This window comes from Rhizobium sp. P28RR-XV, from assembly GCF_012641385.1.
Taxonomy (GTDB): Bacteria; Pseudomonadota; Alphaproteobacteria; order Rhizobiales; family Rhizobiaceae; genus Rhizobium.
In genome coordinates, this window is the sequence record NZ_JABAIG010000020.1 from 14,467 (window position 1) to 37,718 (window position 23,252).

Here is a 23,252-nt window from a genome sequence, read left to right on the forward strand (position 1 = left end):
TTTCCTAAATCTGCATGCTGTCTTGGGAGGATGGGCAGCGCCTATCGCAATCGGTTGCCGGCGCTGTCGAACAGGAATGTCTTGTCTGCCGCGAGCGCCACGGTGAGCTTGTCGCGGTTGCCCGTGTTACGGGATTCCTCGCGTTCGATGACGATCTGCTCGCCGCCTTCGATATTGGCGTAGATGTAGCTGGTGTTGCCGAGATGCTCCGCGACATCGACGGCGACAGTCATGTCGACCTCGCCGCGCCCGGCTTCGAGGAAATGTTCCGGGCGAACGCCGAGCGTCACCGGCTGGCCCACCTCTAGCTTGGCCGAGGTGACCGGCAGCGTCAGGCGGACGTTGCGCTGGCCCTTGAGCACGATGGCGATGCGGCCCTGCTGATTGTCCGTGACTTCGGCCTGCAGGAAATTCATCTTTGGTGAGCCGACGAAGCCGGCGACGAACTGGTTTGCCGGATCGTCATAGAGATCGAGCGGCGCTCCCACCTGTTCGATATTGCCGCCGCGCAGCACGACGATCTTGTCGGCCAGCGTCATGGCCTCGGTCTGGTCGTGCGTGACGTAGATCATCGTCGTCCCGAGCTTCTTGTGAAGGCGCGAGATTTCGACGCGCATCTGCACGCGCAGCTCGGCGTCGAGATTGGACAGCGGCTCGTCGAACAGGAAGATCTTCGGCTCGCGCACGATGGCGCGGCCGATGGCGACGCGCTGGCGCTGGCCGCCGGAGAGCTGCTTCGGCCGGCGCTGCATCAGCTCCGTGATCTGCAGGATCTCGGCCGCCTGCTTGACGCGGCGGTCGGTGTCGGCCTTCGGATTGCCGTTCATGCGCAGGCCGAAATTGAGGTTCTGCTCGACCGTCAGATGCGGGTAGAGAGCATAGGACTGGAAGACCATGGCGATGCCGCGATCGGCCGGTTCCACGTCGTTGACAACGCGGCCGCCGATCTTGAGTTCACCACCGGTAATGTCTTCCAGCCCGGCGATCATGCGCAGCAGCGTGGACTTGCCGCATCCGGACGGCCCGACGAAGACGACGAATTCGCCGTCCTTCACGTCGAGATTAGCGCCGTGGATGATTTCCAGCGAACCGTAGCGTTTGACGATATTGGTAAGGGACAGTTCAGCCATACGGATCTCCCGGAATTATTTGATTGCGCCGGCGGCGATGCCGGCGATGAAGTGGCGCTGCAGGAGAACGAAGATGATGAGGATCGGTGCCGTCAGCATGACCGCACCGGCCATGATGCCGCCCCAGGAGACCCTGGTGAGGCCGATCAGCGTTCCGAGCGCCACGGGCGCGGTCATCATTCCCGGGCGGGAGTTGATGAGCAGCGGCCAGAGATAGTTGTTCCAGGAGGCCAGGAACAGGATGATCGCGAGCGCCGCCATGGTTGGCCTTGCGAGCGGCAAGGCGATGCGCAGGAAGATCTGCCATTCCTTGACGCCCTCGACGCGGGCGGCGTCAAAGAGCTCGCCCGGCATCATCGAGAAGGCCTGGCGCATGAATAGCACGCCGAGCGAATTGAAGAGCGGCGGTACGATCAGGGCGACCCATGAATTGGCCAGCCCGAAATCGCGGGCCACCATGATGAACTGCGGGATGACGACGACGGAGTAGGGCAGCGTGATCGTGCCGAGGATGATGCCGATGACGCCCGAACGGCCGGCGAACTGGTAGCGCGCCAGGGCCCATCCGGCCATCGAGGTCAGCAGCACCGACAGGCAGGTATAGACGACGGCAACGACGATGGAGATCGTCATGGCGCCGATGAAGTTGGTGTCTGCCTGCAGGTTGCGGACGTTGTCCATGAAACCCGTCGACGGTGTCAGGATGATGCCGGGGCTGAAGATGCCGTAATCGGGCATGGTCGAGAAGACGAACATCATCCAGAGCGGAAACAGCCAGATGATGGCGAGGGGCGCCAGCAGGCCATGCAAGGCGAGCGAGCGGATCAGAGTGGATTTGGACTTCGATTTCATTTCGGTTCGCGCCCCACCCACAGATTGAGAAGAGAAATGGCCACGGCGAGCGCCGCCATCGTGTAGGCGATCGCGGAGGCATAGCCGAAGTTGGTCGACTGGAAGGCCTGGCGATAGAGCAAAAGGCCGAGCGTCTCGGTCCCGCCGCCGGGGCCACCCCTGTTGGTGATCAGATATGGTTCGGTGAAGAGCTGCATGGTGCCGATGACGGATAGGACGACGCAGAACAGAATGATCGGCTTCAACAGCGGCAGGGTGATGTGGATGAACTGCTGGAAGCGGTTGACGCGGTCGAGGGTCGCAGCCTCGTAAACATCCTCGGGGATCGATTGCAGCCCGGAAAGGATGATGATGGCGTTGTAACCCGCCCAGCGCCAGGTGACGGCGATGACGATGAGCACCATTGCGGCATGCGATTCGGCGAACCACGACACCGGTGCGAAGCCGACCGTGCCGATGAGCTTGTTGATGATACCGAAATCGACGTTGAACATCAGACGGAAGACCGCGGCATAGGCCACCTCTCCAACAACGACGGGCGCGAAGAAGGCAAAGCGAAAAATGCTGCGAGCCTTCAACAGCGGTGAATTCAGCAGCACAGCCATGACCGTGGCGAGCGTGATCATGACGGGTACCTGGACGATCAGGATGATCAGCGTGTTTTGAAGCGCGTTGTAGAAGGCTGGGTCGCCGAACAGCCGCCCCCAATTGAGCGACAGATTGAACGTCCACGGATTAACCCGGGTGTTCTGGAACGAGATCAGGAACGAATCGATGATCGGCCAGACCCAGAAAGCGGCGAACACCAGAAGATAGGGTGCAAGGAACGCATAGGCGCTCCGGTTTCGCAACCGCATGAAAGCCTTCTCCTTTATGCGCAGTGGAATGACACGTGACGTCGCATCCCCGCCGCCCTGAGGGCGGCGGGGATGCCGGGCGCGGCTTGGGATGCGCGCCCGGCAGTGTCACTCATTTCGCGAGCGGCAGACCTGTCGCCGAAGCGATCTGCTGGGCCGCGTCGTCGAGCGCGGCTTTGCCGTTTGGATAGCCGCCGGCGAGGTATTTCGTCTGGACGGCCTTTATGACCTCATCCGCGTCGCTGAAATACTGGGTGCCGGGGCTCGGGCGGATCTTCGGCAGGGTGGCGAGGATATCGGCCCAGACCTTTTGCCCACCCCAATAGGGCTGGGGCTGGTTGACGAAGGGATCTTGAACTGCCGTCAGCAGTGACGGCACGAGCCCGAAGGACTTCAGCATGGTCACCTGGCCCTCATTGGTGCCAAGCGTGTATTCTAGGAATTTCCAGGCGGCTTCCTTGTTCTTGGAGCCGCTGGCGATTGCGAGCGACGAGCCGCCGAGATTGGCCGCATGCTGGCCGTCCGCCGTCATGCTCGGCATCGGGTAGACGCCCCATTTGCCGGCGAGATCCGGCGAGGTAGAGCGGACGGTGCCTTCATACCAGCCGCCATAGAGCTGAGACGCCACTTTGCCGGCAGTGTTCGCCTGAATTTTCTCGTTCCAGTTCGCGGCGCTCATCAAGCCCGCGTCCTTGATCTCCTTGACCTTGTCCAGGGCTTTTACGCACGCCGGCTGGTTGACGGTGATGCTCTGGCTGTCATACGAAAAATAGCCGCAGCCCTGTTCATTGGCGAGCATGCGGAACCATTCGGTATCGCCGTTGAGATCGGCCTGCGTCATGATTACGCCCGGATTGGCGGCGGAGATCTTCTTGCCGGCGGCAATGAAATCGTCCCAGGTCTTGATCGTTGCCGGATCGATCCCCGCCTTTTCATAAAAATCGCGGCGATAGAACATGGTGACTGGGCCGGAATCCCAAGGCATGGCATAGGCGGCATCGCCGACCTCAAGTTCGGCACGCTTGAATTCCGGGAATTGCTTCTTCAGTTCATCGTTGTAGCCGAGCTTCGTGAGATCGGTCAGGCAGTCCGGAAAGCGATTCCAGAAGATCGAGGCCTTGTGGTTTTCGATCGACATGACGTCGGGCAGGCCGTCGCCGCCGGCAGCACATGCGGCCAGCATCTTGTCGAAGACCTGCGGGTTGCCGATGTCCTGAACTTCGACCTTGATGTCCGGATATTTTTTATTGAACCCCTCGACCGTGGATTTCAGCGCCGATGCGGCGATGTTCCAGCTCCAGACGGTAATGGTGGTTTGTTCCGCAAAGGCAGAACCGGAAGCGAGTAGGGCCGCGATGGCCGTCGCTCCAGCTAGTTTTAAACGCATTGAAAATCCTCCCTTTTCAATTGCCGTCCGCAAGCGAACGCGCTTAAACTAGCTGCCGGTACGCTTCTGTCTCCTAAAAAGGGAACATCGACTTGGCGAAAAGTAAGGTGGGTCTACGGGCGGTTTATCAGCCGGGTGCGAGCAGCGTCGAAGGGCTGCCGACGATCCTGCAGATGTTTCACAATCATCCATTGCCGATGGCGAAGCCGCATTGGCACGCGCAGGTAGAGGTGAACTATATCGTGCGCGGCAGCGTGCACTACCGCATAGGCAATCACGACCTTACCCTGAAGGCCGGCGAGATCTGTCTGTTCTGGGGAGGGCAGCCGCATCAGCTGGATGAATTGTCCGAGGATTCGATCTATGCGGGCGCGCATCTGCCGCTCGTGCATTTCTTCCGCCTGCGGCTGCCGCTCGATATTTCCGGTCGCCTCATTCGCGGGCAGGCCTTGATAAGTTCGGCGACCGATGCCGCTGACGACGAAAATTTCGCCCGATGGCACCGTTACGTCATGTCGAATGACGGCGCCAAGGCCGAACATGCCGTTGCCGAACTTCTCCTGCGTCTGGAGCGAATTGCTTTCGAACCTTATCGCATGGTGCCGGAGAAGCCGGGAAACCTGGCGAACGACCAGGCCCATCCGCAGTCCTCACGCAGCCTGGCGAGAATGTGCGATTTCATCGCCGATAATTTTCTGGATGACATCGATACGGTCGATATCGCCAAGGCGGCGCATCTCCATCCGAAATACGCCATGAACCTCTTCAAGAAATCCACCGGCATGACGCTCGCCAAGTATGTGAACCTGCTGCGCCTTTCGCGCGCCCAGGCGATGCTGATGCGCGACGGCGCCAATGTGCTGCAGGTCGCCATGGACAGCGGCTTCGGCTCGATCAGCGCGTTCAACAAATCCTTTCGCCACATTGCCGGCATGACGCCTTCCGATTTCCGCCGCGACATGCGCGTACTCTCCGCGATCAACGTGGAAGCCATCGATTCGTCCGCGCGGCGCCCTCCGCAGATTCAGCGCTGACGCCTCTTGCGGTCACCGCCGATCCCGCGCATTGCTGGCGGGAATATTGTCGGCGGGAATGCGGGAGGAGATTTCAATGCGGCGGTTTTCGGCTTGTATCGAGTGGTTGTTTGCGCGTGATGGCGATGTCTTTGCGGATCGCATCCGGTTGGCGCATCAGGCGGGGCTCGATGCCGTCGAGTTCTGGCGCTGGACGAACAAGGATCTCGATGCGATTGCCGCCGCCGTTGCCGAGACCGGCATTGCGGTGTCCGGCCTGGTGGCGGAGCCGATGATCGCATTGACGAGTCCCGCAAACAAAGAGACTTGGCTGAAGGGTTTGCGCGAGTCCGTTGCCGTGGCGCAGCGCCTCGGCGCGCCGGTTCTGATCGCGCAGGCCGGCGATGATCTGCCGGGATTTTCGCGCGCCGAGCAGCGGTCGGCTCTCGTCGCAGCTCTCAGCGCCGGCGCCGATGTTCTTGAAGGATCCGGCGTTCGCGTCGGCCTCGAGCCGTTGAACACGAAGATCGATCATGTCGGCTATTATCTGTCTTCGACGGAGGAAGGCCTGGATATCGTCGACGAGGTCGGCCGCGCCGAAATCGGCATCGTCTACGATCTCTATCACTCGGCCGTCATGGGCGAGGATACGCGTGAGGTCGTCGGCGATCGCATCAACCGGATCGTGCATCTCCATGTGGCCGATCATCCCGGCCGAGGCGATCCTGGTACCGGCCATATCGATCTGGCGGAGCGGCTGGATTGGGTATTCGCCCAGGGTTATCGTGGCAGGGTGGGCCTGGAATATAGGCCGGCGACCAGCGATGCCGAAGCTGTTCGCGCGGTGGTGAAATCGCTCGGCGGCTCTCCGCGAGGATCTGCGTCCTGACCTACACCGGCTCCAATATGCCGAAGACGGCGACGAGCCCGATTACTGCCATGCCGATGACGATCTCGGTGATGCTTCCAAGCCGGAGCGCCTGCAGCGCGCGGTTATGGTTGCGGCCGATCCAAGGAACGAAGACATAGCGATTGACGATCGCCAGAAGCACCATGGCGGCGACCAGCGTGATCTTAATGCCAAGCAGTTTCTGGTAGGGCGACGACCAGTCCGTCGGCAGCCGTTTCAGGATCAGCATCGTGTTGACGATGCCGGAGGCGATGACGAGCGCGACGGCCACATGCCCCGCATTGGAGAAGCGTCGCAGCGCCACCAGCGCTTCCGCTCGGCAATCCTTGCAGTCGAGAAGGCGCAGAATGGGTATCAGCGGCACGAGCGCTCCCAGCCAGCCGCCGGCGGTCAGCACATGCAGCACATCGTTGCCACGATGCATCTGCCTTAGCCAGCCTTCCAGCATCGAGGCGTGCCCGGTTAAGGAAAGGAAGGCAAGCCCCAGGCCCGAACCCAACGCCAGCCCGCGCCGCCGCCAGCTTTCCGGTAACAGGAAGGCGCTGACCATGACCACGGCCGCAGCCGCCTGTGCCTGCCAAGCCAGGCCGACCGTGGTCCGGAAGAGCACGTCTTGGATGGTGTCGGCATCGAGTGCATCGTTCCATCCATTGCCGATAGTCGCCGTCGTTGCGGGCAATGCCGCGAGTACCGTCACGGCTGCAATCGTGGTAATCGCGAAAAGTGGCCTTGCCGACACGCGCCAGACGGTATCGGCGAGCGTTTTCGGCACGAGCAGGCAGAGATAGGCGCAGGCGCCCCACAGAAGCATCAGCGACGCATCATGAAGAAAGCGGCAGAGTTGGAGCGCTGTCGTCGGATCCATCAGGATTTCACGTCAAATTTACGGGCGCCATGGGCAGCATTCCAGTTCAATACAGTGTCGCTTTCGCCGGGCAAGCGGGCAGCTGTCATGCCGGGGCGGGCAGACGACAGCCTTATCATGCTTCGGATGGCGGGGCTCTCTTTCGCCGGCCTGGCGAGCGCGATAGGATTGCGGATACGCACTGTCAACTTTCTCCATGCATAAAGGCGCCGTTCAGGACGCTTTGCCGCAAGGCAATCCGCTGTCGCAGGCCTTGGCCGATCGCGATATCGATCATGGGCGCGATTCCTGCTTTTTTGGCAAAGAATCGTCGCTTTTGAGTCCTTTTTGCAGACATAGTTGAGGCGTTCCGGGGTGTGCGCTCGAAAGGCAGTTTCATGGCGGCATCTAGGATACGCGAAAAAATGGCTACTGGCTTCGGCTCTCGCCGGCGTCGCGAATGGCTCGAACATCTCGACATGCCCACCTATGTCATCGGCGACGTCCATGGCCGTTACGATCTTCTGAGTGCGCTGGAGCGCAAGATTTTCGCCGATGCGGCAGGGCTGCCGGGCCGAAAGCTCATCATCATGCTCGGAGATTTCATCGATCGCGGCCCGGCTTCGGCGCAGGTGGTCGGCCGCCTGATGGCGTCGCCGCCGAATGGCTTCGACCGTATTTGCTTGACGGGCAATCACGAGATGGCAATGCTCAGCTATATCGACGGCGAGATATCGCTTGACGATTGGGTGGCGCTCGGCGGTGATGCGACGCTCGCTTCCTATGGCGTGGATATCCAAAAACTGAAAGAGCGATATCCCAAGCAGAAGCAGCTCGATACCTTCATACGGACCTGGCTGCCTGACGATCACGTCAATTTCCTGCGCCGTTTACCGATCCTGCTGGACACGCCCGAAGTGCTGTTCGTTCATGCCGGCATCGATCCGGACAGGTCGATTTCCGAGCAGCAGGACGACGATCTTGTCTACATCCGTTCGCGCTTCCACGACAGCGCGCAGCCTTTGCCGAAGCTGATCGTGCACGGTCATACACCAATCCGGCAGGCCGAAGTTCATGGTTTGCGGCTCAATCTCGACACCGGGGCATTCTATACCGGTCGGTTGACTGCGGCTCGGCTATGGCAGGGCCGCATTCACATTACCTCGACTTGATTTGCCGGCTACAGATTGCCGATGCAGAGATATTTCATTTCCAGATAGTCGTCGGCACCGTGGCGCGAACCTTCGCGACCGAGGCCGGATTGCTTGATGCCGCCAAATGGCGCCGTCTCCGTCGACATTAGGCCGGTATTGATGCCGACCATGCCGTATTCCAGCGCTTCGGCGACGCGCCAGACCTTCTTGAGGTCGCCGGCGAAGAAATAGGCCGCGAGGCCGAATTCGGTGTCGTTCGCCTGTGCAATTACGTCCTCGACGGTTTCGAAGCGGAAAAGCGGTGCCACCGGGCCGAACGTCTCCTCGCGTGCCACCTTCATGCTCCGGTCGACGCCGGTCAGGATGGTCGGGGAAAAGAAGGTGCCGGCACCTTCGATACGCTTGCCGCCGAGGACGACGCGGGCACCCTTCGATACGGCATCCCGAACATGGTCTTCGGCCTTGGCGACACCCTGTTCGTCGATCAGCGGCCCGACGGATACCCCCGGCTTGAAGCCGTCACCCACCGAAAGTTCGCCCACTTTGGCGGCGAGTTTGGCGGCGAAGGCATCATAAACGTTGGACTGGACATAGATGCGGTTGGCGCAGACGCAGGTCTGGCCGGCATTGCGGTATTTCGAAACCATTGCCCCTTCGACGGCGGCGTCGAGATCGGCGTCGTCGAAGACGATGAAGGGCGCATTGCCGCCGAGCTCGAGGCTGACCTTCTTGATCTGGTCGGCACACTGGCGCATCAGAATACGGCCGACCTCCGTCGAGCCGGTAAAGCTGATCTTGCGCACCTTCGGATTGCCGCAAAGCTCGCGGCCGATCGCTGGCCCGTCGATGCCGACGATGATGTTGAGAACGCCGGCTGGAACGCCCGCCTCTTCGGCAAGAACGGCCAGCGCAATCGCCGTCAGTGGTGTCTGCTCGGCGGGTTTCGAGACGACGGTGCAGCCGACGGCAAGTGCCGGCGCGATCTTGCGGGCGATCATGGCCGCCGGGAAGTTCCAGGGCGTGATGGTGCCGACGACGCCGACCGGCTGCTTGATGACGATCATGCGCTTATCATTCGACGGTGCGGGAATGGTTTCGCCGTAGATGCGCTTCGCCTCCTCCGCATACCATTCGACATAGGAGGCGGCGTAGAGGATTTCGCCCTTGGCTTCCGGCAGCGGCTTGCCCATCTCGGCCGTCAGGATCGCCGCCAGCTCATCGGCATTGGCGACCATGAGGTCGAACCATTTGCGTAAGGTCGCGGCACGTTCCTTGGCCGGGCGGGCGGCCCAGGCGACTTGGGCGATGTAGGCGGCATCGATTGCGGCCGTCGTTTCGGCAGCGCCCATATCCGGCAGCGAGGCGAGCACTTCACCGGTCGCGGGATTGATGACATCGAAGGTCTTCGTCGCCCCACCGGCCGTCCAGGCGCCGTTAATATAGCCGGCGGCGCGCAGGAGGCGCGAGGAGAAGGGAACGTGCTTGGTCATTGCTGTTGTAAACGACATCGTCTGCACTCCGACAGGTTTCGCCCGGCAGGCCGCACGGGCGGATAAAGGGAAATAGGTGGATCGCGTCCGTTAATGGGAGGCACTTGCCTCCAGCAACGATGCCTCGAGAATGTCGAGCGCCTCGCTAAACACGCCGTCCTGAATGGTGATCGGCGACAGAAAGCGGATGACATTACCGTGGACGCCGCAGGTCAAAAGGATCAGGCCCTTGTCGAGCGCGATCAGCCGCACCTTGTTGGCGAAGTCGGCACTCGGCAGCTTGGTCGTCACGTCGTTGAATTCCACGGCGTTCATGAAGCCTGGGCCGCGAATGTCGACGATTTCAGGCACCTTGTCGCGCAGCGATTCCAGCCGCTGCTTCAGGCGCGCGCCGAGCTGGTTGGCCCGGTCGCACAGGCCCTCGTCGGCGATGACGTCGAGCACGGCATGGGCAGCGGCGACCCCAAGCGGATTGCCGCCATAGGTGCCGCCAAGGCCGCCAGGTCCCGGTGCGTCCATGACTTCGGCGCGGCCGGTGACGGCGGCGAGCGGGAAGCCGCCGGCGAGGCTCTTCGCCATGGTGACGAGATCGGCCGCGACCTCATGGTGGTCCATCGCAAACATCTTGCCGGTGCGCGCAAAGCCGGTCTGCACCTCGTCGGCGACAAGGAGAATGCCGTGCTGATCGCAGATCTCGCGCAGCGCCTTCATGAAGGCTGATGGCGCCGGATAGAAGCCGCCTTCGCCTTGTACGGGTTCGAGGATGATGGCGGCCACGCGCTGCGGATCGACATCGGCGGCAAAAAGTTTCTTCAACGCCGCCAGCGATTGTTCGACGCTGACGCCATGCAGCGGCACGGGGAAGGGCGCATGGAAGACATCGCCCGGCATCGGGCCGAAGCCGACCTTGTAGGGCGCGACCTTGCCGGTCAGCGCCATGCCCATGAAGGTACGGCCGTGGAAGCCGCCGCCAAAGGCGATGATGGCGGAGCGGCCTGTGGCGGCACGGGCGATCTTGACGGCATTCTCGACCGCTTCCGCACCCGTCGTCACGAAGATCGTCTTCTTGGCGAAATCGCCGGGAACGATCGCGTTTAGCCGCTCGGCCAGATGCACATAGCTCTCATAGGGCACGACCTGGTGGCAGGTATGGGTGAAGCGATCGAGCTGCTCCTTGACGGCGGCAACGACGCGGGGGTGCCGATGGCCGGTATTCACCACGGCGATGCCGGAGGCAAAATCGATATAGCGATGCCCCTCCTTGTCCCAGATCTCGGCATTTTCGGCGCGATCGGCATAGATCTGCGTCGTCATGCCGACGCCGCGGGAAATGGCGGCATTCTTCCGCTCGGTCAAGGTCATGGCAGTTGCTCCCAGAAAGCAATTTCGAATTATCTTGCAGAAGTTCTGCAACTTATTTACAAAACTCCTACATTTTTCCTGCAAGATTTCAAGCGGGATTTTGTACGGCTGTGAAGAAGGCGCCAAAGGCCGGCATGAAGCGCCGTGCAGTTTTTAAGGTGCGATAAAGCGCTTCATCCATGCTAGACGGATCGAAAGACAAGAGATCAGGGATATTGGCAAATGAGCAGCATCGAGCCAGAGCGCTACCCCGTGCGCTATAAGGTGGCGGAAGCGGCGCGTCTTGCCGGCGTATCGGCCTCCACCCTGCGGCTCTGGGAAAGCCAGGGCCTGGTCGTGCCCTCCCGCTCCGAGACCGGGCACCGCCAGTATAGCCCCGAGGACGTGGCGCGGCTGAAGCGCATTTCGTGGTTTCGCGCCGAGCGCGGCCTCAATCCGGCGGCTATCCGTGAGGCGCTGGAGACGGAGGAGGGGAATGCGCCGAGCGTTGAGAATGGCGAACAATCAGCATCCTCGGATCTCGGCCGCCGGCTTCGCTCGCTGCGCCATGCGGCAGGGAAAACCCTGGAGCAGGTCGCCGCCGATATGGGCATGACGTCCTCGACGCTGTCCACCCTGGAGCGCACCTCACAGGGCGTCAGCTTCAAGACGCTCCATGATCTGGCGGAATACTATAGCACGACGGTGTCGCGCCTGTCGGGCGAAGAGCGCGAGGACATTCCTGCGCTCATCCGGTCCGGCGAATGGCGTGCCTGGCCGGAGACGACTCCCGGCGTCACCGTCCAACTGCTTGCCGAGGGAAGGACGATGATGGATTGCCATCGCTTCGTGCTTGCGCCGGGTGCCGCGAGCGAAGGCGCCTATCGCCACGATGGCGAGGAGTTCATCCATGTCCTTACCGGGCGTCTGGAGCTGGTGCTCGATAGCGACCAGTTTTTCGATCTCCTGCCCGGCGATTCCCTTTATTTCGAAAGCCGTCGCTATCATTCCTGGCGCAATCGGCACGATGGCGAGACCATTTTGCTCTGGATCAACACGCCGCCGACATTTTGAGCGGCGCTCGTATCGTTATCCGGTATCGTTATCGCCCTGTCTGTTCTATAGAACGGACGAAAAGCGAACTCTGAAAGACAGGGCCGGGAGAATTTCATGGCTGCCACCATCCGCTATCACGAAGGTGATATTTCCACTGAGGATGCCGCCCGCTACACCGGCGCCATTGCCATCGACACCGAAACCCTCGGCCTCGTTCCGCGCCGCGACCGGCTTTGCCTCGTGCAGCTTTCGCCGGGCGATGGCACTGCCGATGTCATCCGTATCGCCGCTGGCCAGAAGCAAGCGCCCAATCTCGTCGCCATGCTCGCCGACCCGACACACCAGAAGATCTTTCACTACGGCCGGTTCGACATCGCAGTCCTGTTCCATACGTTCGGCGTCACCACGACGCCGGTCTTCTGCACCAAGATCGCCTCGCGCCTCTGCCGCACCTATACGGATCGCCATGGCCTGAAGGACAATCTCAAGGAGATGCTCGATGTCGATATCTCCAAGGCGCAGCAGTCGTCCGACTGGGCGGCGGACACGCTCTCGCCGGCGCAGCTCGAATATGCCGCCTCGGACGTGCTCTATCTCCATGCGCTTCGCGCCAAGCTGACGGAGCGCCTCCTGCGCGACGGCCGCATGGACTATGCGGATGATTGCTTTGCCTTCCTTCCGACGCGCGCCAAGCTCGATCTTCTCGGCTGGGAAGAGGCGGATATCTTCGCGCATAGCTGATCGGCTCGTTCGGCGGGAGAAATCCACAGGCCAGTGCCGCGAAAGTTGGCCTTTTTATTTAGCAATCTGTTAAGAAGCGGGCTGCTATCTTTCCACGTGGCTTCCAGCCCGACGCGTTCGCGTTTCGCTCTTCCGGTTATCCGGCGCTCGAAGACCCACCGGCCGCATGAGCGGACCCTGATTGAACCTGCCTCCCGCTTCCATCGTCGCCTTGCCAGACAAAGGAGCATGTCATGTTGCTTCCCGTAGCTGCCGTGTCCGCCGTGGGTGCGTCTATTGAAAAGCCGATCGTTGCGACAGCGGAGATCTCCGGGCTCCAGACCGCGGCGACACCGCTGGCCGTTCTATCGAATACGATCAACGCCAGCGTCGAGGGCAAGCTGAACATGCTCTTGGTTGCGGCCCGCGAGCGGATGCTCGATAGCCTGCTATCCGCCATCGACGCGGCCAGCCAGGTGGTGAATGTTTCACGTGAACCGGGCGAGAACAATGCCGCCTATGCGCAGCGCGTCGCCGCTGCCATCCGCAGCCTGACGCCACAGCAGCTCGTCGTCGCCCAGCAGCGAATGGATACGCAGACGAACATGCGGGTGCCGCTGCCGCTTCTGGCCGAGGCACTGGAAAACCCGGAAACCCCGCAGGCGGTCCAGCTGGCTCTCAGCCTGGAGCAGGCGTCAGCCGCCGAACCCGACGCCGTGCTGAAGGCCGTCGTCGATTCCTACGGCCAGAATGCCGGCAAGATGGAAGCCTCAGTCCCGCAGGTACCGGCCTCAACCCCGCTGCAGCGAGCGACCGATCTGGCCACTCTGGCAACGGCTCTTGCGGCCGCCGCAGAAGAGCCGTTGCCTTCCAAGATCACGCCAACCTCCACCTCCACATCCATGGCTGCTCAGCCGGTATCCGTGCCAATGTCATCCGCAGCCCAGCCTGCGACCCTGCCGCTGCAGACGCCCCAACCGGATGTTCCCACTCAATCCGCATCGGTAGCTGCCCAGCCGGCCCCGTCCCAGCCGGTCGCACAAAGCCCAGCGGCGGCCGCCCCGCAAGCCGCGGTCGTTGGCGGCGGCGTTGCCGCAGGTCCGCCCCCGGCTTCCCAGCTTGCCTCTCTTGTCGATGATCTGGCTGTGGGAATATTGCTGGGCGCGATCGCTGACGAAGCCGACCTTCCGACGGAAATCGCGTTGATCAGATCGCCGCTGACACCGCCGCCGGCGCCGCGCGATATCCAGCAGATTCAAGCCGATATCAAAGAGGGGCTGCAGGTTGTCATCAGTCCGCCCGCGATGGCAACCGCTTCTGACCTGCAGCAGATCATCAGCAATCCCGCCTCTTCCGTCGAGAAGATCATCGCGCAGGCTCTGACGGCCAATATGGCGACGCAAGCGCCATCACAACCGCCGTCCATCGATGCAAATGCCAGAAGCCCGGCATCGGCATTGGCCGTCCCCGCATCGTTGCCGGACCAACCCGAGGCGCTCGCCACCGCCATGGTACTTTCCGGCAGGCCACAGTCGTCGGTGACAGCGTCGATGGCAATGTATGAGACCGCGGAGCAGGCGGGAATGTCCACGCCTCTGCCGCTTGGCGTTCCCTTTGTCGTGGCGAACTATCTGCCGGCCGACGTCCCCGTCAAGAACAGCCAATCGAAGCTGCTCGATCGCGTCGATCCGGTTGACGATGAAGAGGGCGGAGACGCTCAAGACGAAGAGGCCGCCCAGCAGCAGGATAAAGACGAAGCTCAAGCGGAAGAACCGGCGCCGAAGGCGGCTGAAGAGGCTTCCGACGAAGCGGACGCAGGGCTTATCTCTCCTCCCCTTGACGAGGCCGGGCCGGAACAGCTTGCCTTGCCGCAGCCGTTGCGTGATCCCTTGCACGACCACGCTTTCGATTTCTACCGCCGCATGGTGGCCTGGGAATAGGCTGCCTCGAAACGGCCGGTGGCATAGGCGCGGCTAAACCGACAAAGAAAGACCCGCCGGATCGCTCCGGCGGGTCTTTTGTTTCCAGGCTTCTACCGAAGATTATTCGGCGTTGCGGTTCTTCAGAGCCGCACCCAGGATGTCGCCGAGCGAAGCGCCCGAGTCGGAAGAACCGAACTGAGCGACGGCTTCCTTCTCTTCTGCGATTTCCAGAGCCTTGATGGACAGCATGATCTTGCGGTCCTTCTTGGAGAAGTTGGTGACGCGTGCGTCGACAACCTGACCGACGGAGAAACGCTCGGGGCGCTGCTCGTCACGGTCACGCGACAGATCGGCGCGGCGGATGAACGAGGTCATGTCTTCGTGGTTGACGAGCTTCACTTCGATGCCGCCGTCGTTGACTGCGAGGACTTCGCAGGAAACGACTGCATTCTTGCGCAGGTCGCCGGAAGCGGCTGCTTCGCCGACTGCGTCCTTGCCGAGCTGCTTGATGCCGAGCGAGATACGTTCCTTCTCGACGTCGACGTCGAGAACGACGGCCTTGACGACGTCACCCTTGTTGTACTCTTCGATGACCTGCTCGCCCGGACGGTTCCAGTCGAGGTCGGAGAGGTGCACCATGCCGTCCACATCGCCGTCGAGGCCGATGAACAGGCCGAATTCGGTCTTGTTCTTGACTTCGCCTTCGACTTCGGTGCCAGCCGGATGGTTGCGGGCGAATGCTGCCCACGGATTTTCCAGCGTCTGCTTCAGGCCGAGCGAGATACGACGCTTGGTCGGATCGACTTCGAGAACGACGACTTCGACTTCCTGGCTCGTGGACAGGATCTTGCCGGGGTGAACGTTCTTCTTGGTCCAGGACATTTCCGAGATGTGGATGAGGCCTTCGATGCCCGGCTCCAGCTCGACGAACGCACCGTAGTCGGTGATGTTCGTGACGGTACCGGAGATCTTCTTGCCTTCCGGATACTTGGCCTGGATGCCATCCCACGGATCGCTTTCGAGCTGCTTCATGCCGAGCGAGATACGGTGGGTTTCCTGGTTGATGCGGATGATCTGTACCTTGACCTGCTGGCCGATGGACAGGATTTCCGACGGATGGTTCACACGGCGCCATGCCATGTCGGTGACGTGCAGCAGGCCGTCGATGCCGCCGAGGTCAACGAACGCACCGTAATCGGTGATGTTCTTGACGACGCCGTCAACAACCTGGCCTTCTTCGAGGTTCTGAACGATTTCAGAACGCTGCTCGGCACGGGACTCTTCCAGAACCGTACGGCGCGAAACGACAATGTTGCCGCGGCGCTTGTCCATCTTGAGGATTTCGAAGGGCTGCGGGTTGTGCATCAGCGGGGTCACGTCGCGGATCGGACGGATGTCGACCTGCGAACGCGGCAGGAAGGCGATAGCGCCGTCGAGATCGACGGTGAAGCCGCCCTTGACCTGGTTGAAGATGACGCCTTCGACGCGCTCGCCAGCTTCGAACTTGGCTTCGAGCTTGATCCAGCTTTCTTCGCGGCGAGCCTTTTCGCGCGAGAGAACAGCTTCGCCAAGCGCGTTTTCGATGCGCTCGACGTAGACTTCGACTTCATCGCCAACCTTGAGCGTGCCGTCCTTGGCGCGCGCACCGAATTCCTTCAGTGCGATACGGCCTTCGACCTTGAGGCCGACGTCAACGACCGCGACATCCTTTTCGATGCCGGTGACGATGCCCTTGGTGACATAGCCTTCAGCCAGATCGTTCTTGGCGAAGGATTCTTCGAGAAGGGCCGCGAAATCTTCGCGAGAGGGGGAAGTTACAGACATAAAATCTCCTGGCGTGTCCTGATCATGCAATCTGGACACTGACGCGCCGGTGGTTCGCGTTAAATGGGCCTGACCCCAGTCCGCCTTCCCTTCCAGGAAAGCTATCCGGCGCTTGGACGGAATGTCAGGCTATTTGAAATCGGCGGTTCCGGGCGCCGGGCGCGCGAAAGCCGCTCATATTTTCAGGCATTTCGGCTCAGAGCGGTGTCGACGATCGACTTTGCCTTCTGAAACGCCGCTTCTATACTCATTTCTGAGGTATCTAGCAAGTATGCGTCTTCAGCCGGCTTCAGCGGGCTGTCGGTGCGGCCCATGTCGCGTTCGTCGCGCCGTTTTACATCCTCGAATATGGCGTCGTAATCGGCGCTGCCACCGGCTTCGACGATCTCCTCGTAGCGCCGCCTTGCGCGGACCGCGACGGACGCCGTCACATAGAGCTTCACCGGCGCGTCCGGGCAGACGACGGTGCCGATGTCGCGGCCGTCGAGTACGGCACCCGGCGTCTTCCCGGCAAAACGGCGCTGAGCCTCCACCAGAGCCCGGCGGACGGCCGGCATGACGGCGATCTTCGAGGCAGCCTCGCCGATCTCGTGCCTGGACAGAATGGTCCGATCTAGCCCGCCCAGATCGACTTTGCGCGCCATCGCCTCGGCAATGGCTTCGTCGTCGAGCGGCAATCCGGCATCGAGCAGAGCCTTGGCGGCCGCGCGGTAGGTGAGACCGGTATCGAGATGATGAAAACCATAAGTCTCGGCGATCCGGCGCGCCAGGGTTCCCTTGCCGGCGGCCGCAGGCCCGTCGATGGCGATGATCATGTCTTCTTCCGTCCCTACGCGGTCTCTCGTTATTTGCTGTAGCGACGCACCGCTTCGGCCGCTTCCGCCGCCTCCGTACGATCGAGCGCTCCGAGGTCTTCGGCCACGCCCCGTCGGTCAGCCAGCGGCCGGTTCTGGCTCACCTTCCATTTGCCGTCAATCGTCTCGATATCGATTTCAATGCCGATAACGCCTTCCATCGGGCTGCGATGAAGTCCGGCGGCGCATCTTCCACTGCCCTGGGCAGCGCAGGTCCATTAGCCCCCGGCTTCGATCGTCGCGCCCAATCCTGTCATCATAGCAAAAAAATCGGGAAAGCTGGTGGGGATCATGGCGGAATCGTCGACCGAAACCGGATGCTCGCTGGCAAGCCCCATCACGAGGAAACTCATGGCGATGCGATGATCGAGATGGGTCTTGACCGCGCCTGCGCTGGACCTGCCCAGGCCCTTGCCATCAGGCCTGCCTTGAACCGTCAGTGAATCCCTGCCTTCGCTGCACTCGACGCCGTTGAGCTTCAATCCTTCGGCGACGGCCGAGAGCCGGTCGGATTCCTTCACCCGGAGCTCCTCCAGCCCCTGCATGATCGTCGTGCCATCGGCAAAGGCGGCCGCGACCGCGAGCACGGGATATTCGTCGATCATCGACGGCGCGCGTTCGGCCGGCACCGTAACGCCCTTGAGCGCGCCGGAGCGCACGCGCAGGTCTGCAACATCCTCGCCGCCCGTCACGCGCCGATCGATGACCTCGATATCCGCGCCCATCTCCTGCAGCGTCAGAATGAGGCCGGTACGCGTCGGGTTCATCAGCACATTGCAGATGGTGATGTCGGAGCCGGGCACGATCAAGGCCGCCACCAGCGGGAAGGCGGCGGACGAGGGATCGCCGGGAACGTCGATCGTCTGGCCCGCGAGCCTGCCCTGGCCCTCGAGGCGGATGGTGCGGATCCCGGCGGCGTCGGTTTCGACTGCAAGTGATGCGCCGAAGCCGACGAGCATCCTTTCCGTATGGTCGCGGGTCATGACCGGCTCGATGACGGTCGTGATGCCGGGCGCGTTGAGACCCGCCAGAAGCACGGCGGATTTGACCTGTGCCGAGGCCATCGGCACGTGATAGGTGAGGGGGCTCGCTACGCGTGGCCCATGCAGCGTGACGGGCAGCCGGTCGCCGGCGGCGGCGCTGACCTGCGTTCCCATCCGGCGCAACGGATCGAGAATGCGCCCCATCGGCCGCTTCGAAAGCGAAGCATCGCCGACGAAGGTGGTCTTAAAATCGTAGGAGCCGACCAGGCCCATGGTCAGGCGGGATCCGGTGCCGGCATTGCCGAAATCGAGCGGCGTCTGCGGTGCCAGCAGCGCGCCATTGCCGGTGCCGCTGACGATCCATGCGTCGCCGTCCCTGCGGATCGCGGCGCCGAGCGCCTGCATGACCCTGCCGGTATTAAGGACATCCTCGCCTTCGAGCAGGCCGGTGATGTGGGTCTCGCCCGAAGCAAGGCCGCCGAACATCAGGGAGCGATGGGAAATTGATTTGTCGCCGGGAATGCGGATCGTACCAAAGAGACCGGCCGAGCGGCGTGCCACAGCTGGACGCGGGAGAGTGTCATGCGGCATGGGCAATTCCTTTGCGATGCCGATATTCCCTACGCATTCTGTGCTGGCTGCTATCGTCCTTGGCCAGATGTTCTGCGGTTCACATTGGCTGGTTAGCACAGGCGCGCCGCCCCGTCATCCCGCAATGTGTGAAACCGCGTGCGAAGCGGCATGAAGTTTAGCTTTGACAGAAACGGCCGCAACGATTAAGGGGACCGGCTGATATTTCCCTTAAAACGCCGGCTTCCCCGGCATTGCCGAATTTTCATTCGGCCATTCATGAGGCTTTGACAGTGGCGAAAGCGGAACTTGGAACAAAACGTACCGACCCCGATACCGGCAAGAAGTTCTATGACTTGAACCGGGATCCGGTGATCTCGCCCTATACCGGCAAATCCTGGCCCTTGTCCTTCTTCGAGGAAACCTCCGCTTCGAAGGAAGTTCCAGAAGAAGAGGAAGTGGCCGAAGTCGATACCGAAAACACCGAAGTCGAACTGGTGTCGCTCGAGGATGCCGACGAAGCGGCAAGCGGCGACGATATTCCGGATATAGGCGATGACGATGTCGAAATCGGCGACGATGACGACGATACCTTCCTCGAAGCCGACGAAGATGAAGACGATGACGATATGAGCGACATTATCGGCGTCACCGGCGACGAAGACGACGTCTGATTTCAAAGACAGTCGGCCCGGTAACTAAGAAAAATTTCCCGGGCCGAATTTTTCGGCTTGCTATCTGCAAAAACCAGAAGTAATAAGCCGCCACCCCGACGGGCGAAGTGCTCGGAAGGGACCCAGGGCCGGTCAAACGGCACCACCTTGATGGGGCTATAGCTCAGCTGGGAGAGCGCTTGCATGGCATGCAAGAGGTCAGCGGTTCGATCCCGCTTAGCTCCACCAATCCTTTTCTACCGCCTGAAATCAATGCGAACGCCTTGAAAGGCAAGCTACTTTCTGCGGTTCGATAGCCCTCATTTCGGAGATAGGGCAACCTTCCTGAAAACGCTAACCGAAGCACCAGTCTTTTGTCCCGAAGATGCTCGGAAGCCCATAGTTTACAAGGGCTTACCAAGAATTCCATCGCGGTTCGATAAGTTTCTTTGAATCCGGCCGCCGGCTTAGTGAAATTCGTCGTCCGCTTTGTCAGAACCCGCTTTTCTTGTTCCAATTTTTTGATTTGAGTCTCATAGGCGGCGTGGAGATCGAGCGCGATATTCCCTATATGAAGGGCTACACCGTGTTCAATGTCGAGCAGATAGAGGGTCTGCCGGAGCAATACACGGTGCCGTCCGTGCCGGTTCTCGATCCGGTACAGCGAATTGACGGCGCGGACATCTTCTTTGCCGCGACCGGCGCAGACATCCGCCACGGCGGCAACCGGGCGTTTTACAGCCAGAGCGATGATCGGATTCAGCTCCCGCCCTTCGAGGCTTTTAAGGACGCCGAAAGCTACTACGCCACGCTGGCGCATGAACAAATTCATTATGCCGTAAGCCGGATTATGCCGAATCTGATAAGAACGGCATTGGAATTGAACACCAACTACGCCTCGATGGTCGGCATAATTGCTACAAGCGGTAAGAACCCGGTTTGCTTTCCGTTGGCTACACTGGGCGCTGGAATTCCGCTCTCGCTTCTTCGACCGAAGCCCTGATCTCGCATTCCCAGACGTGGTCATTGATGAGCCCCATCGCCTGCATGAAAGCGTAGACGGTGGTTGGCCCCACGAAGGACCACCCACGCCTTTTCAAATCTTTCGATAGCGCAATTGAAGCTGCGGAAGTCGATGCAGTCTGCGGTTTGGCGCAATCTTCCCGTCGCGGCTCGAAGCGCCAGATGTAGGTGGCGAAAGAGCCCTCCGCCTTGACGAGCTCTTGCGCACGCTTCGCATTGTTGATGACCGCATTGATTTTGCCACGATGGCGTACAATTCCCTCGTCCCTCAAGAGTCGTTCGATGTCGACGTCGTTGAATAGTGCGATGCGGTTGAAATCGAAGGCCCAAAAGGCAGACCTGAAGTTCTCGCGCTTAGCGAGGATCGTTCGTCAACTCAAACCCGACTGAAAGCCTTCGAGGCAGAGCTTTTCGAAAAGACGAAAATCGTCGGAGACCGGAAAGCCCCACTCGGCGTCATGGTAATGAAGAAACTCCGGTGCGGCCGCGCACCAGCGGCAGCGCGGCCGCCCGTCATGACCCAGGACAGTTCCGCTCATCGATTACCCTTTCAGGAAAATAAGCCGTTCATCAACGCGGCCCGGCGTCACTTCGTGGATCTCGGCGCTGACCACACGCTCTGCTACGAAAGGATCCTCCTGAACCAACGCCTCAAGGCTTTTCCGATCAATATTGTGGGCGAGGAGTGTCCCGCCCGCGTTCGGCTGGAGGCTGCCTACAAGAAGAAAAGTCCCGCTGTCGAAGCCTCTTTTGATCCAGGCATTGTGTCCCTCAAGGAATTGGGCGGCCTGCGTCTTGTTGTCCGAAAATCTGAGAAATACGATAAACATGATCTGTCCCGTTTTTTGAGCTGTGATGGAATGAGAAAGGCCTCGCCGCGCTATGACGCGTCGCCGGTTTTGTTCGAGGCAGCTTATCCCCGGTCAGTTTTGAAGCCCTCGGCCGCGATATCCTTCAACCAGTCCTTCATCTGATCAACCTCGCGCTGAACGAAGTCTTGATCCTGGAAGGCATTGAAAAGGGTCGCGGCGCCCTGGCTTCGGGAGAGAAGATGCATGGCAAGCACATCCGCATCTGCTTCTCGGCCGAGTGCGACGAACTGACGGCGAAGCCACGTCCGGAACAGCATGAACAATCCGCCGGCGTCTGCCCGAGCTGCGTGGTTCAACTTCGCAAGCTCGCTCGTTAAGGTTCCGATCGGGCATCCATACAGTTTGATCTTATCCCCATTCACGATGAGGATATCGATAAAGCTGGAGATCCGCTCTACCGGTGTCTTGCCCTCTATCTCCCATCGCTCCAACATCGCATTGCGATCAGCCAGGCGTTTCTGGATTACCGCTTCGAGAATGTCGTCCTTCGTCTTGAAATGGTGATAGAAATTGCCGCGTGATATCTTCACGAGCTCGGCGATGTCTGCAAAGGATGTGTGCTCAAATCCCCTGCGGTAGAACAGATCGTCCGCTACGCCGACAATCTCCTCGCGTGTCGCTCGATTTGCCATCGTAGTGCCTCCTGTTGGTCTTCGGATGCCTTAGGCAGCGGAGGCCTCTTCGCCCGTGAAGAACGGATAGTCAGTATATCCGGCGTCGTCCCCGCCATAGAAAGTCGCCGGATCAGCCGTATTCAACGGTAACCCCTGCCGATAACGCCTTACGAGGTCAGGGTTGGCGAGGAAGGGCAGGCCGAATGCCACGAGATCGGCATCGCCATTTGCGATTGTCTGTTTTGCAAGGTCCAAGTCATAGCCGTTGTTCGCGATGTATGTGCCAGCGAAACACGACCGCAGAGCCCGATAGTCAACCGCGGACGATCTTTTTGACATGTCCCCCTGAAGCACGTGGACATACGCAAGGCCCCGAGTGCCAAGCTCCCGGATAATGTACTCGAAGTGAGCTTGCGGGTCGGAATCCACCATGGCGTTAAAGCTGTTCTCTGGTGTCAGACGCACACCAATCCTCCTTGCGGGCCAAACCTCACTGACGGCGTCGAGAATCTCATTCAGCAGTCGCATACGATTGCCGACACTGCCGCCATAGGCGTCACCTCGCCGGTTGCTGCCATCACGCAGGAACTGGTCGATCAGGTATCCGTTCGCTCCGTGAATCTCGATTCCATCGAATCCCGCACGCTTTGCCAACTCCGCGGCATGTCGAAACTGAGCGACGAGGCCTGGAATTTCCTCGAGCATGAGTTCGCGCGGTGTCACAAAATCCTGCATCCCGGCATATGTAATTGCCCTGCCGGATGGACGAACCGGCGACGGCGCGACTGGGACGGCCTCTTCCGGTTGGAGGCTCGGATGGGAAATCCGACCGCAGTGTTGCAGTTGCACGAAAATGCGGCCCCCGGAGGAGTGCACCGCGTTGGTCAGTCGGAGCCAGCTGGTCACATGCGTATCGGCGAAAAGACCAGGAGTGTAGGGATAACCGACGGCTTCTGCAGAAACAGGGGTAGACTCCGAGATGATCAGTCCAGCCGTGGCTCGCTGCTGGTAGTGCGTAACCATCATCGGCGTCACGTTGCCACTGCCATCGGCACGATTGCGCGTCATCGGCGCCATGACCATGCGGCTGGAAAGCGTCAAGTCATTAAGCTGAAAGGCACTGAAGAGATCTGCGGCCATTAATTCTTCCCTCAAATCGAATTAGGTCAACTGTCCTAGCGCA

General features: G+C 60.7%; 23 protein-coding genes, 1 tRNA gene and 1 pseudogene. 9 read left to right on the top strand and 16 right to left on the bottom strand.

Annotated elements, in window-relative coordinates; genetic code table 11:
- Positions 1-41 precede the first annotated feature (41 nt).
- The 4 genes from HGP12_RS30100 to HGP12_RS30115 form a co-directional block, all read right to left on the bottom strand.
- Positions 42-1,130, bottom strand: a complete 1,089-nt coding sequence (locus tag HGP12_RS30100; protein WP_168880070.1) for an ABC transporter ATP-binding protein — start codon at positions 1,128-1,130, stop codon at positions 42-44.
- A 15-nt stretch (positions 1,131-1,145) separates the two neighbouring features.
- Positions 1,146-1,982 (bottom strand): carbohydrate ABC transporter permease, encoded by an 837-nt coding sequence (locus HGP12_RS30105; RefSeq protein ID WP_120662463.1) that lies wholly within the window; start codon positions 1,980-1,982, stop codon positions 1,146-1,148.
- Entirely contained in the window at positions 1,979-2,839 is an 861-nt protein-coding gene (locus HGP12_RS30110) for a carbohydrate ABC transporter permease (RefSeq protein WP_168880071.1), read from the bottom strand. Before HGP12_RS30110 ends, HGP12_RS30105 begins: the two co-directional genes overlap by 4 nt.
- Positions 2,840-2,951: 112 nt before the next feature.
- Complete coding sequence (locus HGP12_RS30115) at positions 2,952-4,226, bottom strand: ABC transporter substrate-binding protein (protein WP_168843487.1); 1,275 nt, start codon at positions 4,224-4,226, stop codon at positions 2,952-2,954.
- An 86-nt stretch (positions 4,227-4,312) separates the two neighbouring features.
- Here HGP12_RS30115 and HGP12_RS30120 point away from each other — a divergent pair, with 86 nt between their 5' ends.
- Both HGP12_RS30120 and HGP12_RS30125 read left to right on the top strand, forming a co-directional pair.
- The gene (locus tag HGP12_RS30120) at positions 4,313-5,260 is read left to right on the top strand and encodes a helix-turn-helix domain-containing protein (protein ID WP_168880090.1); all 948 of its coding nucleotides are present in this window, start codon (positions 4,313-4,315) and stop codon (positions 5,258-5,260) included.
- 76 nt (positions 5,261-5,336) lie between these two features.
- On the top strand, positions 5,337-6,128 hold the full coding sequence (locus tag HGP12_RS30125; RefSeq protein WP_168880072.1) for a TIM barrel protein: 792 nt from the start codon (positions 5,337-5,339) through the stop codon (positions 6,126-6,128).
- 1 nt (position 6,129) lies between these two features.
- On the opposite strand, the gene copD is transcribed toward HGP12_RS30125, so the two are convergent.
- A complete protein-coding gene (gene copD, locus HGP12_RS30130; protein ID WP_168880073.1) occupies positions 6,130-7,014 on the bottom strand; it encodes a copper homeostasis membrane protein CopD in 885 nt (294 codons plus the stop codon).
- Between the two features lie 184 nt (positions 7,015-7,198).
- Positions 7,199-7,393 (bottom strand): hypothetical protein, encoded by a 195-nt coding sequence (locus tag HGP12_RS30135; RefSeq protein WP_168843484.1) that lies wholly within the window; start codon positions 7,391-7,393, stop codon positions 7,199-7,201.
- On the opposite strand from HGP12_RS30135, the gene HGP12_RS30140 reads away from it, so the two are divergent.
- Complete coding sequence (locus tag HGP12_RS30140) at positions 7,392-8,165, top strand: metallophosphoesterase (RefSeq protein ID WP_168880074.1); 774 nt, start codon at positions 7,392-7,394, stop codon at positions 8,163-8,165. The two genes, HGP12_RS30135 and HGP12_RS30140, sit on opposite strands and share 2 nt — an antisense overlap.
- 8 nt (positions 8,166-8,173) lie before the next feature.
- Here the strand turns inward: HGP12_RS30140 and HGP12_RS30145 are convergent, their stop codons facing one another.
- Together HGP12_RS30145 and HGP12_RS30150 are read right to left on the bottom strand one after the other, a co-directional pair.
- Positions 8,174-9,655 carry an NAD-dependent succinate-semialdehyde dehydrogenase gene (locus tag HGP12_RS30145; protein ID WP_168843482.1) on the bottom strand — a complete coding sequence of 494 codons (1,482 nt, stop codon included), beginning with the start codon at positions 9,653-9,655 and terminating at the stop codon, positions 8,174-8,176.
- Between the two features lie 72 nt (positions 9,656-9,727).
- Positions 9,728-10,999 (bottom strand): 4-aminobutyrate--2-oxoglutarate transaminase, encoded by a 1,272-nt coding sequence (locus tag HGP12_RS30150; protein WP_168843481.1) that lies wholly within the window; start codon positions 10,997-10,999, stop codon positions 9,728-9,730.
- Between the two features lie 222 nt (positions 11,000-11,221).
- Between HGP12_RS30150 and HGP12_RS30155 the strand changes: the two genes are divergently transcribed.
- From HGP12_RS30155 to HGP12_RS30165, 3 genes are all read left to right on the top strand, one after another.
- Positions 11,222-12,052 (top strand): MerR family transcriptional regulator, encoded by an 831-nt coding sequence (locus tag HGP12_RS30155; RefSeq protein WP_168843480.1) that lies wholly within the window; start codon positions 11,222-11,224, stop codon positions 12,050-12,052.
- A 96-nt stretch (positions 12,053-12,148) separates the two neighbouring features.
- Positions 12,149-12,775 (top strand): ribonuclease D, encoded by a 627-nt coding sequence (locus HGP12_RS30160; protein WP_168843479.1) that lies wholly within the window; start codon positions 12,149-12,151, stop codon positions 12,773-12,775.
- 233 nt (positions 12,776-13,008) lie between these two features.
- Positions 13,009-14,694 carry a hypothetical protein gene (locus tag HGP12_RS30165; RefSeq protein WP_168880075.1) on the top strand — a complete coding sequence of 562 codons (1,686 nt, stop codon included), beginning with the start codon at positions 13,009-13,011 and terminating at the stop codon, positions 14,692-14,694.
- 102 nt (positions 14,695-14,796) lie between these two features.
- Here HGP12_RS30165 and rpsA read toward each other — a convergent pair whose 3' ends face one another.
- From rpsA to aroA, 4 genes are all read right to left on the bottom strand, one after another.
- A complete protein-coding gene (gene rpsA, locus HGP12_RS30170) occupies positions 14,797-16,500 on the bottom strand; it encodes a 30S ribosomal protein S1 (RefSeq protein ID WP_168843477.1) in 1,704 nt (567 codons plus the stop codon).
- A gap of 182 nt (positions 16,501-16,682) precedes the next feature.
- Complete coding sequence (gene cmk / locus HGP12_RS30175) at positions 16,683-17,315, bottom strand: (d)CMP kinase (protein WP_168843476.1); 633 nt, start codon at positions 17,313-17,315, stop codon at positions 16,683-16,685.
- Between the two features lie 29 nt (positions 17,316-17,344).
- Entirely contained in the window at positions 17,345-17,515 is a 171-nt protein-coding gene (locus HGP12_RS30180; protein WP_205926733.1) for a hypothetical protein, read from the bottom strand.
- 57 nt (positions 17,516-17,572) lie between these two features.
- The gene (gene aroA, locus HGP12_RS30185; RefSeq protein ID WP_168843475.1) at positions 17,573-18,928 is read right to left on the bottom strand and encodes a 3-phosphoshikimate 1-carboxyvinyltransferase; all 1,356 of its coding nucleotides are present in this window, start codon (positions 18,926-18,928) and stop codon (positions 17,573-17,575) included.
- Positions 18,929-19,200: 272 nt separating this feature from the next.
- On the opposite strand from aroA, the gene HGP12_RS30190 reads away from it, so the two are divergent.
- The 3 genes from HGP12_RS30190 to HGP12_RS34950 all read left to right on the top strand — a co-directional run bounded on the left by HGP12_RS30190 (position 19,201) and on the right by HGP12_RS34950 (position 20,563).
- The gene (locus HGP12_RS30190; protein WP_168843474.1) at positions 19,201-19,581 is read left to right on the top strand and encodes a TIGR02300 family protein; all 381 of its coding nucleotides are present in this window, start codon (positions 19,201-19,203) and stop codon (positions 19,579-19,581) included.
- Between the two features lie 152 nt (positions 19,582-19,733).
- Positions 19,734-19,809 (top strand) — tRNA-Ala (locus HGP12_RS30195).
- A 259-nt stretch (positions 19,810-20,068) separates the two neighbouring features.
- On the top strand, positions 20,069-20,563 hold the full coding sequence (locus HGP12_RS34950; RefSeq protein ID WP_409527243.1) for a zincin-like metallopeptidase domain-containing protein: 495 nt from the start codon (positions 20,069-20,071) through the stop codon (positions 20,561-20,563).
- On the opposite strand, the pseudogene HGP12_RS30205 reads toward HGP12_RS34950, so the two are convergent.
- The 4 genes and pseudogenes from HGP12_RS30205 to HGP12_RS30220 form a co-directional block, all read right to left on the bottom strand.
- A pseudogene (locus tag HGP12_RS30205) lies at positions 20,514-21,122 on the bottom strand (DNA-3-methyladenine glycosylase I). The gene HGP12_RS34950 and the pseudogene HGP12_RS30205 sit on opposite strands and share 50 nt — an antisense overlap.
- A gap of 3 nt (positions 21,123-21,125) precedes the next feature.
- Positions 21,126-21,413: a YciI family protein gene (locus HGP12_RS30210; RefSeq protein ID WP_168843472.1), complete on the bottom strand. Its 288-nt coding sequence runs from the start codon at positions 21,411-21,413 to the stop codon at positions 21,126-21,128.
- An 83-nt stretch (positions 21,414-21,496) separates the two neighbouring features.
- Positions 21,497-22,087, bottom strand: a complete 591-nt coding sequence (locus HGP12_RS30215; RefSeq protein ID WP_168843471.1) for a TetR/AcrR family transcriptional regulator — start codon at positions 22,085-22,087, stop codon at positions 21,497-21,499.
- 30 nt (positions 22,088-22,117) lie between these two features.
- Entirely contained in the window at positions 22,118-23,209 is a 1,092-nt protein-coding gene (locus tag HGP12_RS30220) for an alkene reductase (protein WP_168843470.1), read from the bottom strand.
- Positions 23,210-23,252 lie beyond the last annotated feature (43 nt).

What these genes read in the sequence shown, in the direction of transcription:
- HGP12_RS30220 (WP_168843470.1), bottom strand. Translation starts at nt 23,209, where the DNA reads ATGGCCGCAGATCTCTTCAGTGCCTTTCAGCTTAATGACTTGACGCTT.
- HGP12_RS30160 (WP_168843479.1), top strand. Translation starts at nt 12,149, where the DNA reads ATGGCTGCCACCATCCGCTATCACGAAGGTGATATTTCCACTGAGGAT.
- HGP12_RS30155 (WP_168843480.1), top strand. Translation starts at nt 11,222, where the DNA reads ATGAGCAGCATCGAGCCAGAGCGCTACCCCGTGCGCTATAAGGTGGCG.
- HGP12_RS30215 (WP_168843471.1), bottom strand. Translation starts at nt 22,087, where the DNA reads ATGGCAAATCGAGCGACACGCGAGGAGATTGTCGGCGTAGCGGACGAT.
- HGP12_RS30100 (WP_168880070.1), bottom strand. Translation starts at nt 1,130, where the DNA reads ATGGCTGAACTGTCCCTTACCAATATCGTCAAACGCTACGGTTCGCTG.
- HGP12_RS30140 (WP_168880074.1), top strand. Translation starts at nt 7,392, where the DNA reads ATGGCGGCATCTAGGATACGCGAAAAAATGGCTACTGGCTTCGGCTCT.
- HGP12_RS30125 (WP_168880072.1), top strand. Translation starts at nt 5,337, where the DNA reads ATGCGGCGGTTTTCGGCTTGTATCGAGTGGTTGTTTGCGCGTGATGGC.
- copD (WP_168880073.1), bottom strand. Translation starts at nt 7,014, where the DNA reads ATGGATCCGACGACAGCGCTCCAACTCTGCCGCTTTCTTCATGATGCG.
- HGP12_RS30145 (WP_168843482.1), bottom strand. Translation starts at nt 9,655, where the DNA reads ATGTCGTTTACAACAGCAATGACCAAGCACGTTCCCTTCTCCTCGCGC.
- rpsA (WP_168843477.1), bottom strand. Translation starts at nt 16,500, where the DNA reads ATGTCTGTAACTTCCCCCTCTCGCGAAGATTTCGCGGCCCTTCTCGAA.
- HGP12_RS30180 (WP_205926733.1), bottom strand. Translation starts at nt 17,515, where the DNA reads ATGGAAGGCGTTATCGGCATTGAAATCGATATCGAGACGATTGACGGC.
- HGP12_RS30110 (WP_168880071.1), bottom strand. Translation starts at nt 2,839, where the DNA reads ATGCGGTTGCGAAACCGGAGCGCCTATGCGTTCCTTGCACCCTATCTT.
- HGP12_RS30150 (WP_168843481.1), bottom strand. Translation starts at nt 10,999, where the DNA reads ATGACCTTGACCGAGCGGAAGAATGCCGCCATTTCCCGCGGCGTCGGC.
- HGP12_RS30105 (WP_120662463.1), bottom strand. Translation starts at nt 1,982, where the DNA reads ATGAAATCGAAGTCCAAATCCACTCTGATCCGCTCGCTCGCCTTGCAT.
- cmk (WP_168843476.1), bottom strand. Translation starts at nt 17,315, where the DNA reads ATGATCATCGCCATCGACGGGCCTGCGGCCGCCGGCAAGGGAACCCTG.
- HGP12_RS30165 (WP_168880075.1), top strand. Translation starts at nt 13,009, where the DNA reads ATGTTGCTTCCCGTAGCTGCCGTGTCCGCCGTGGGTGCGTCTATTGAA.
- HGP12_RS30210 (WP_168843472.1), bottom strand. Translation starts at nt 21,413, where the DNA reads ATGTTTATCGTATTTCTCAGATTTTCGGACAACAAGACGCAGGCCGCC.
- HGP12_RS30135 (WP_168843484.1), bottom strand. Translation starts at nt 7,393, where the DNA reads ATGAAACTGCCTTTCGAGCGCACACCCCGGAACGCCTCAACTATGTCT.
- aroA (WP_168843475.1), bottom strand. Translation starts at nt 18,928, where the DNA reads ATGCCGCATGACACTCTCCCGCGTCCAGCTGTGGCACGCCGCTCGGCC.
- HGP12_RS30115 (WP_168843487.1), bottom strand. Translation starts at nt 4,226, where the DNA reads ATGCGTTTAAAACTAGCTGGAGCGACGGCCATCGCGGCCCTACTCGCT.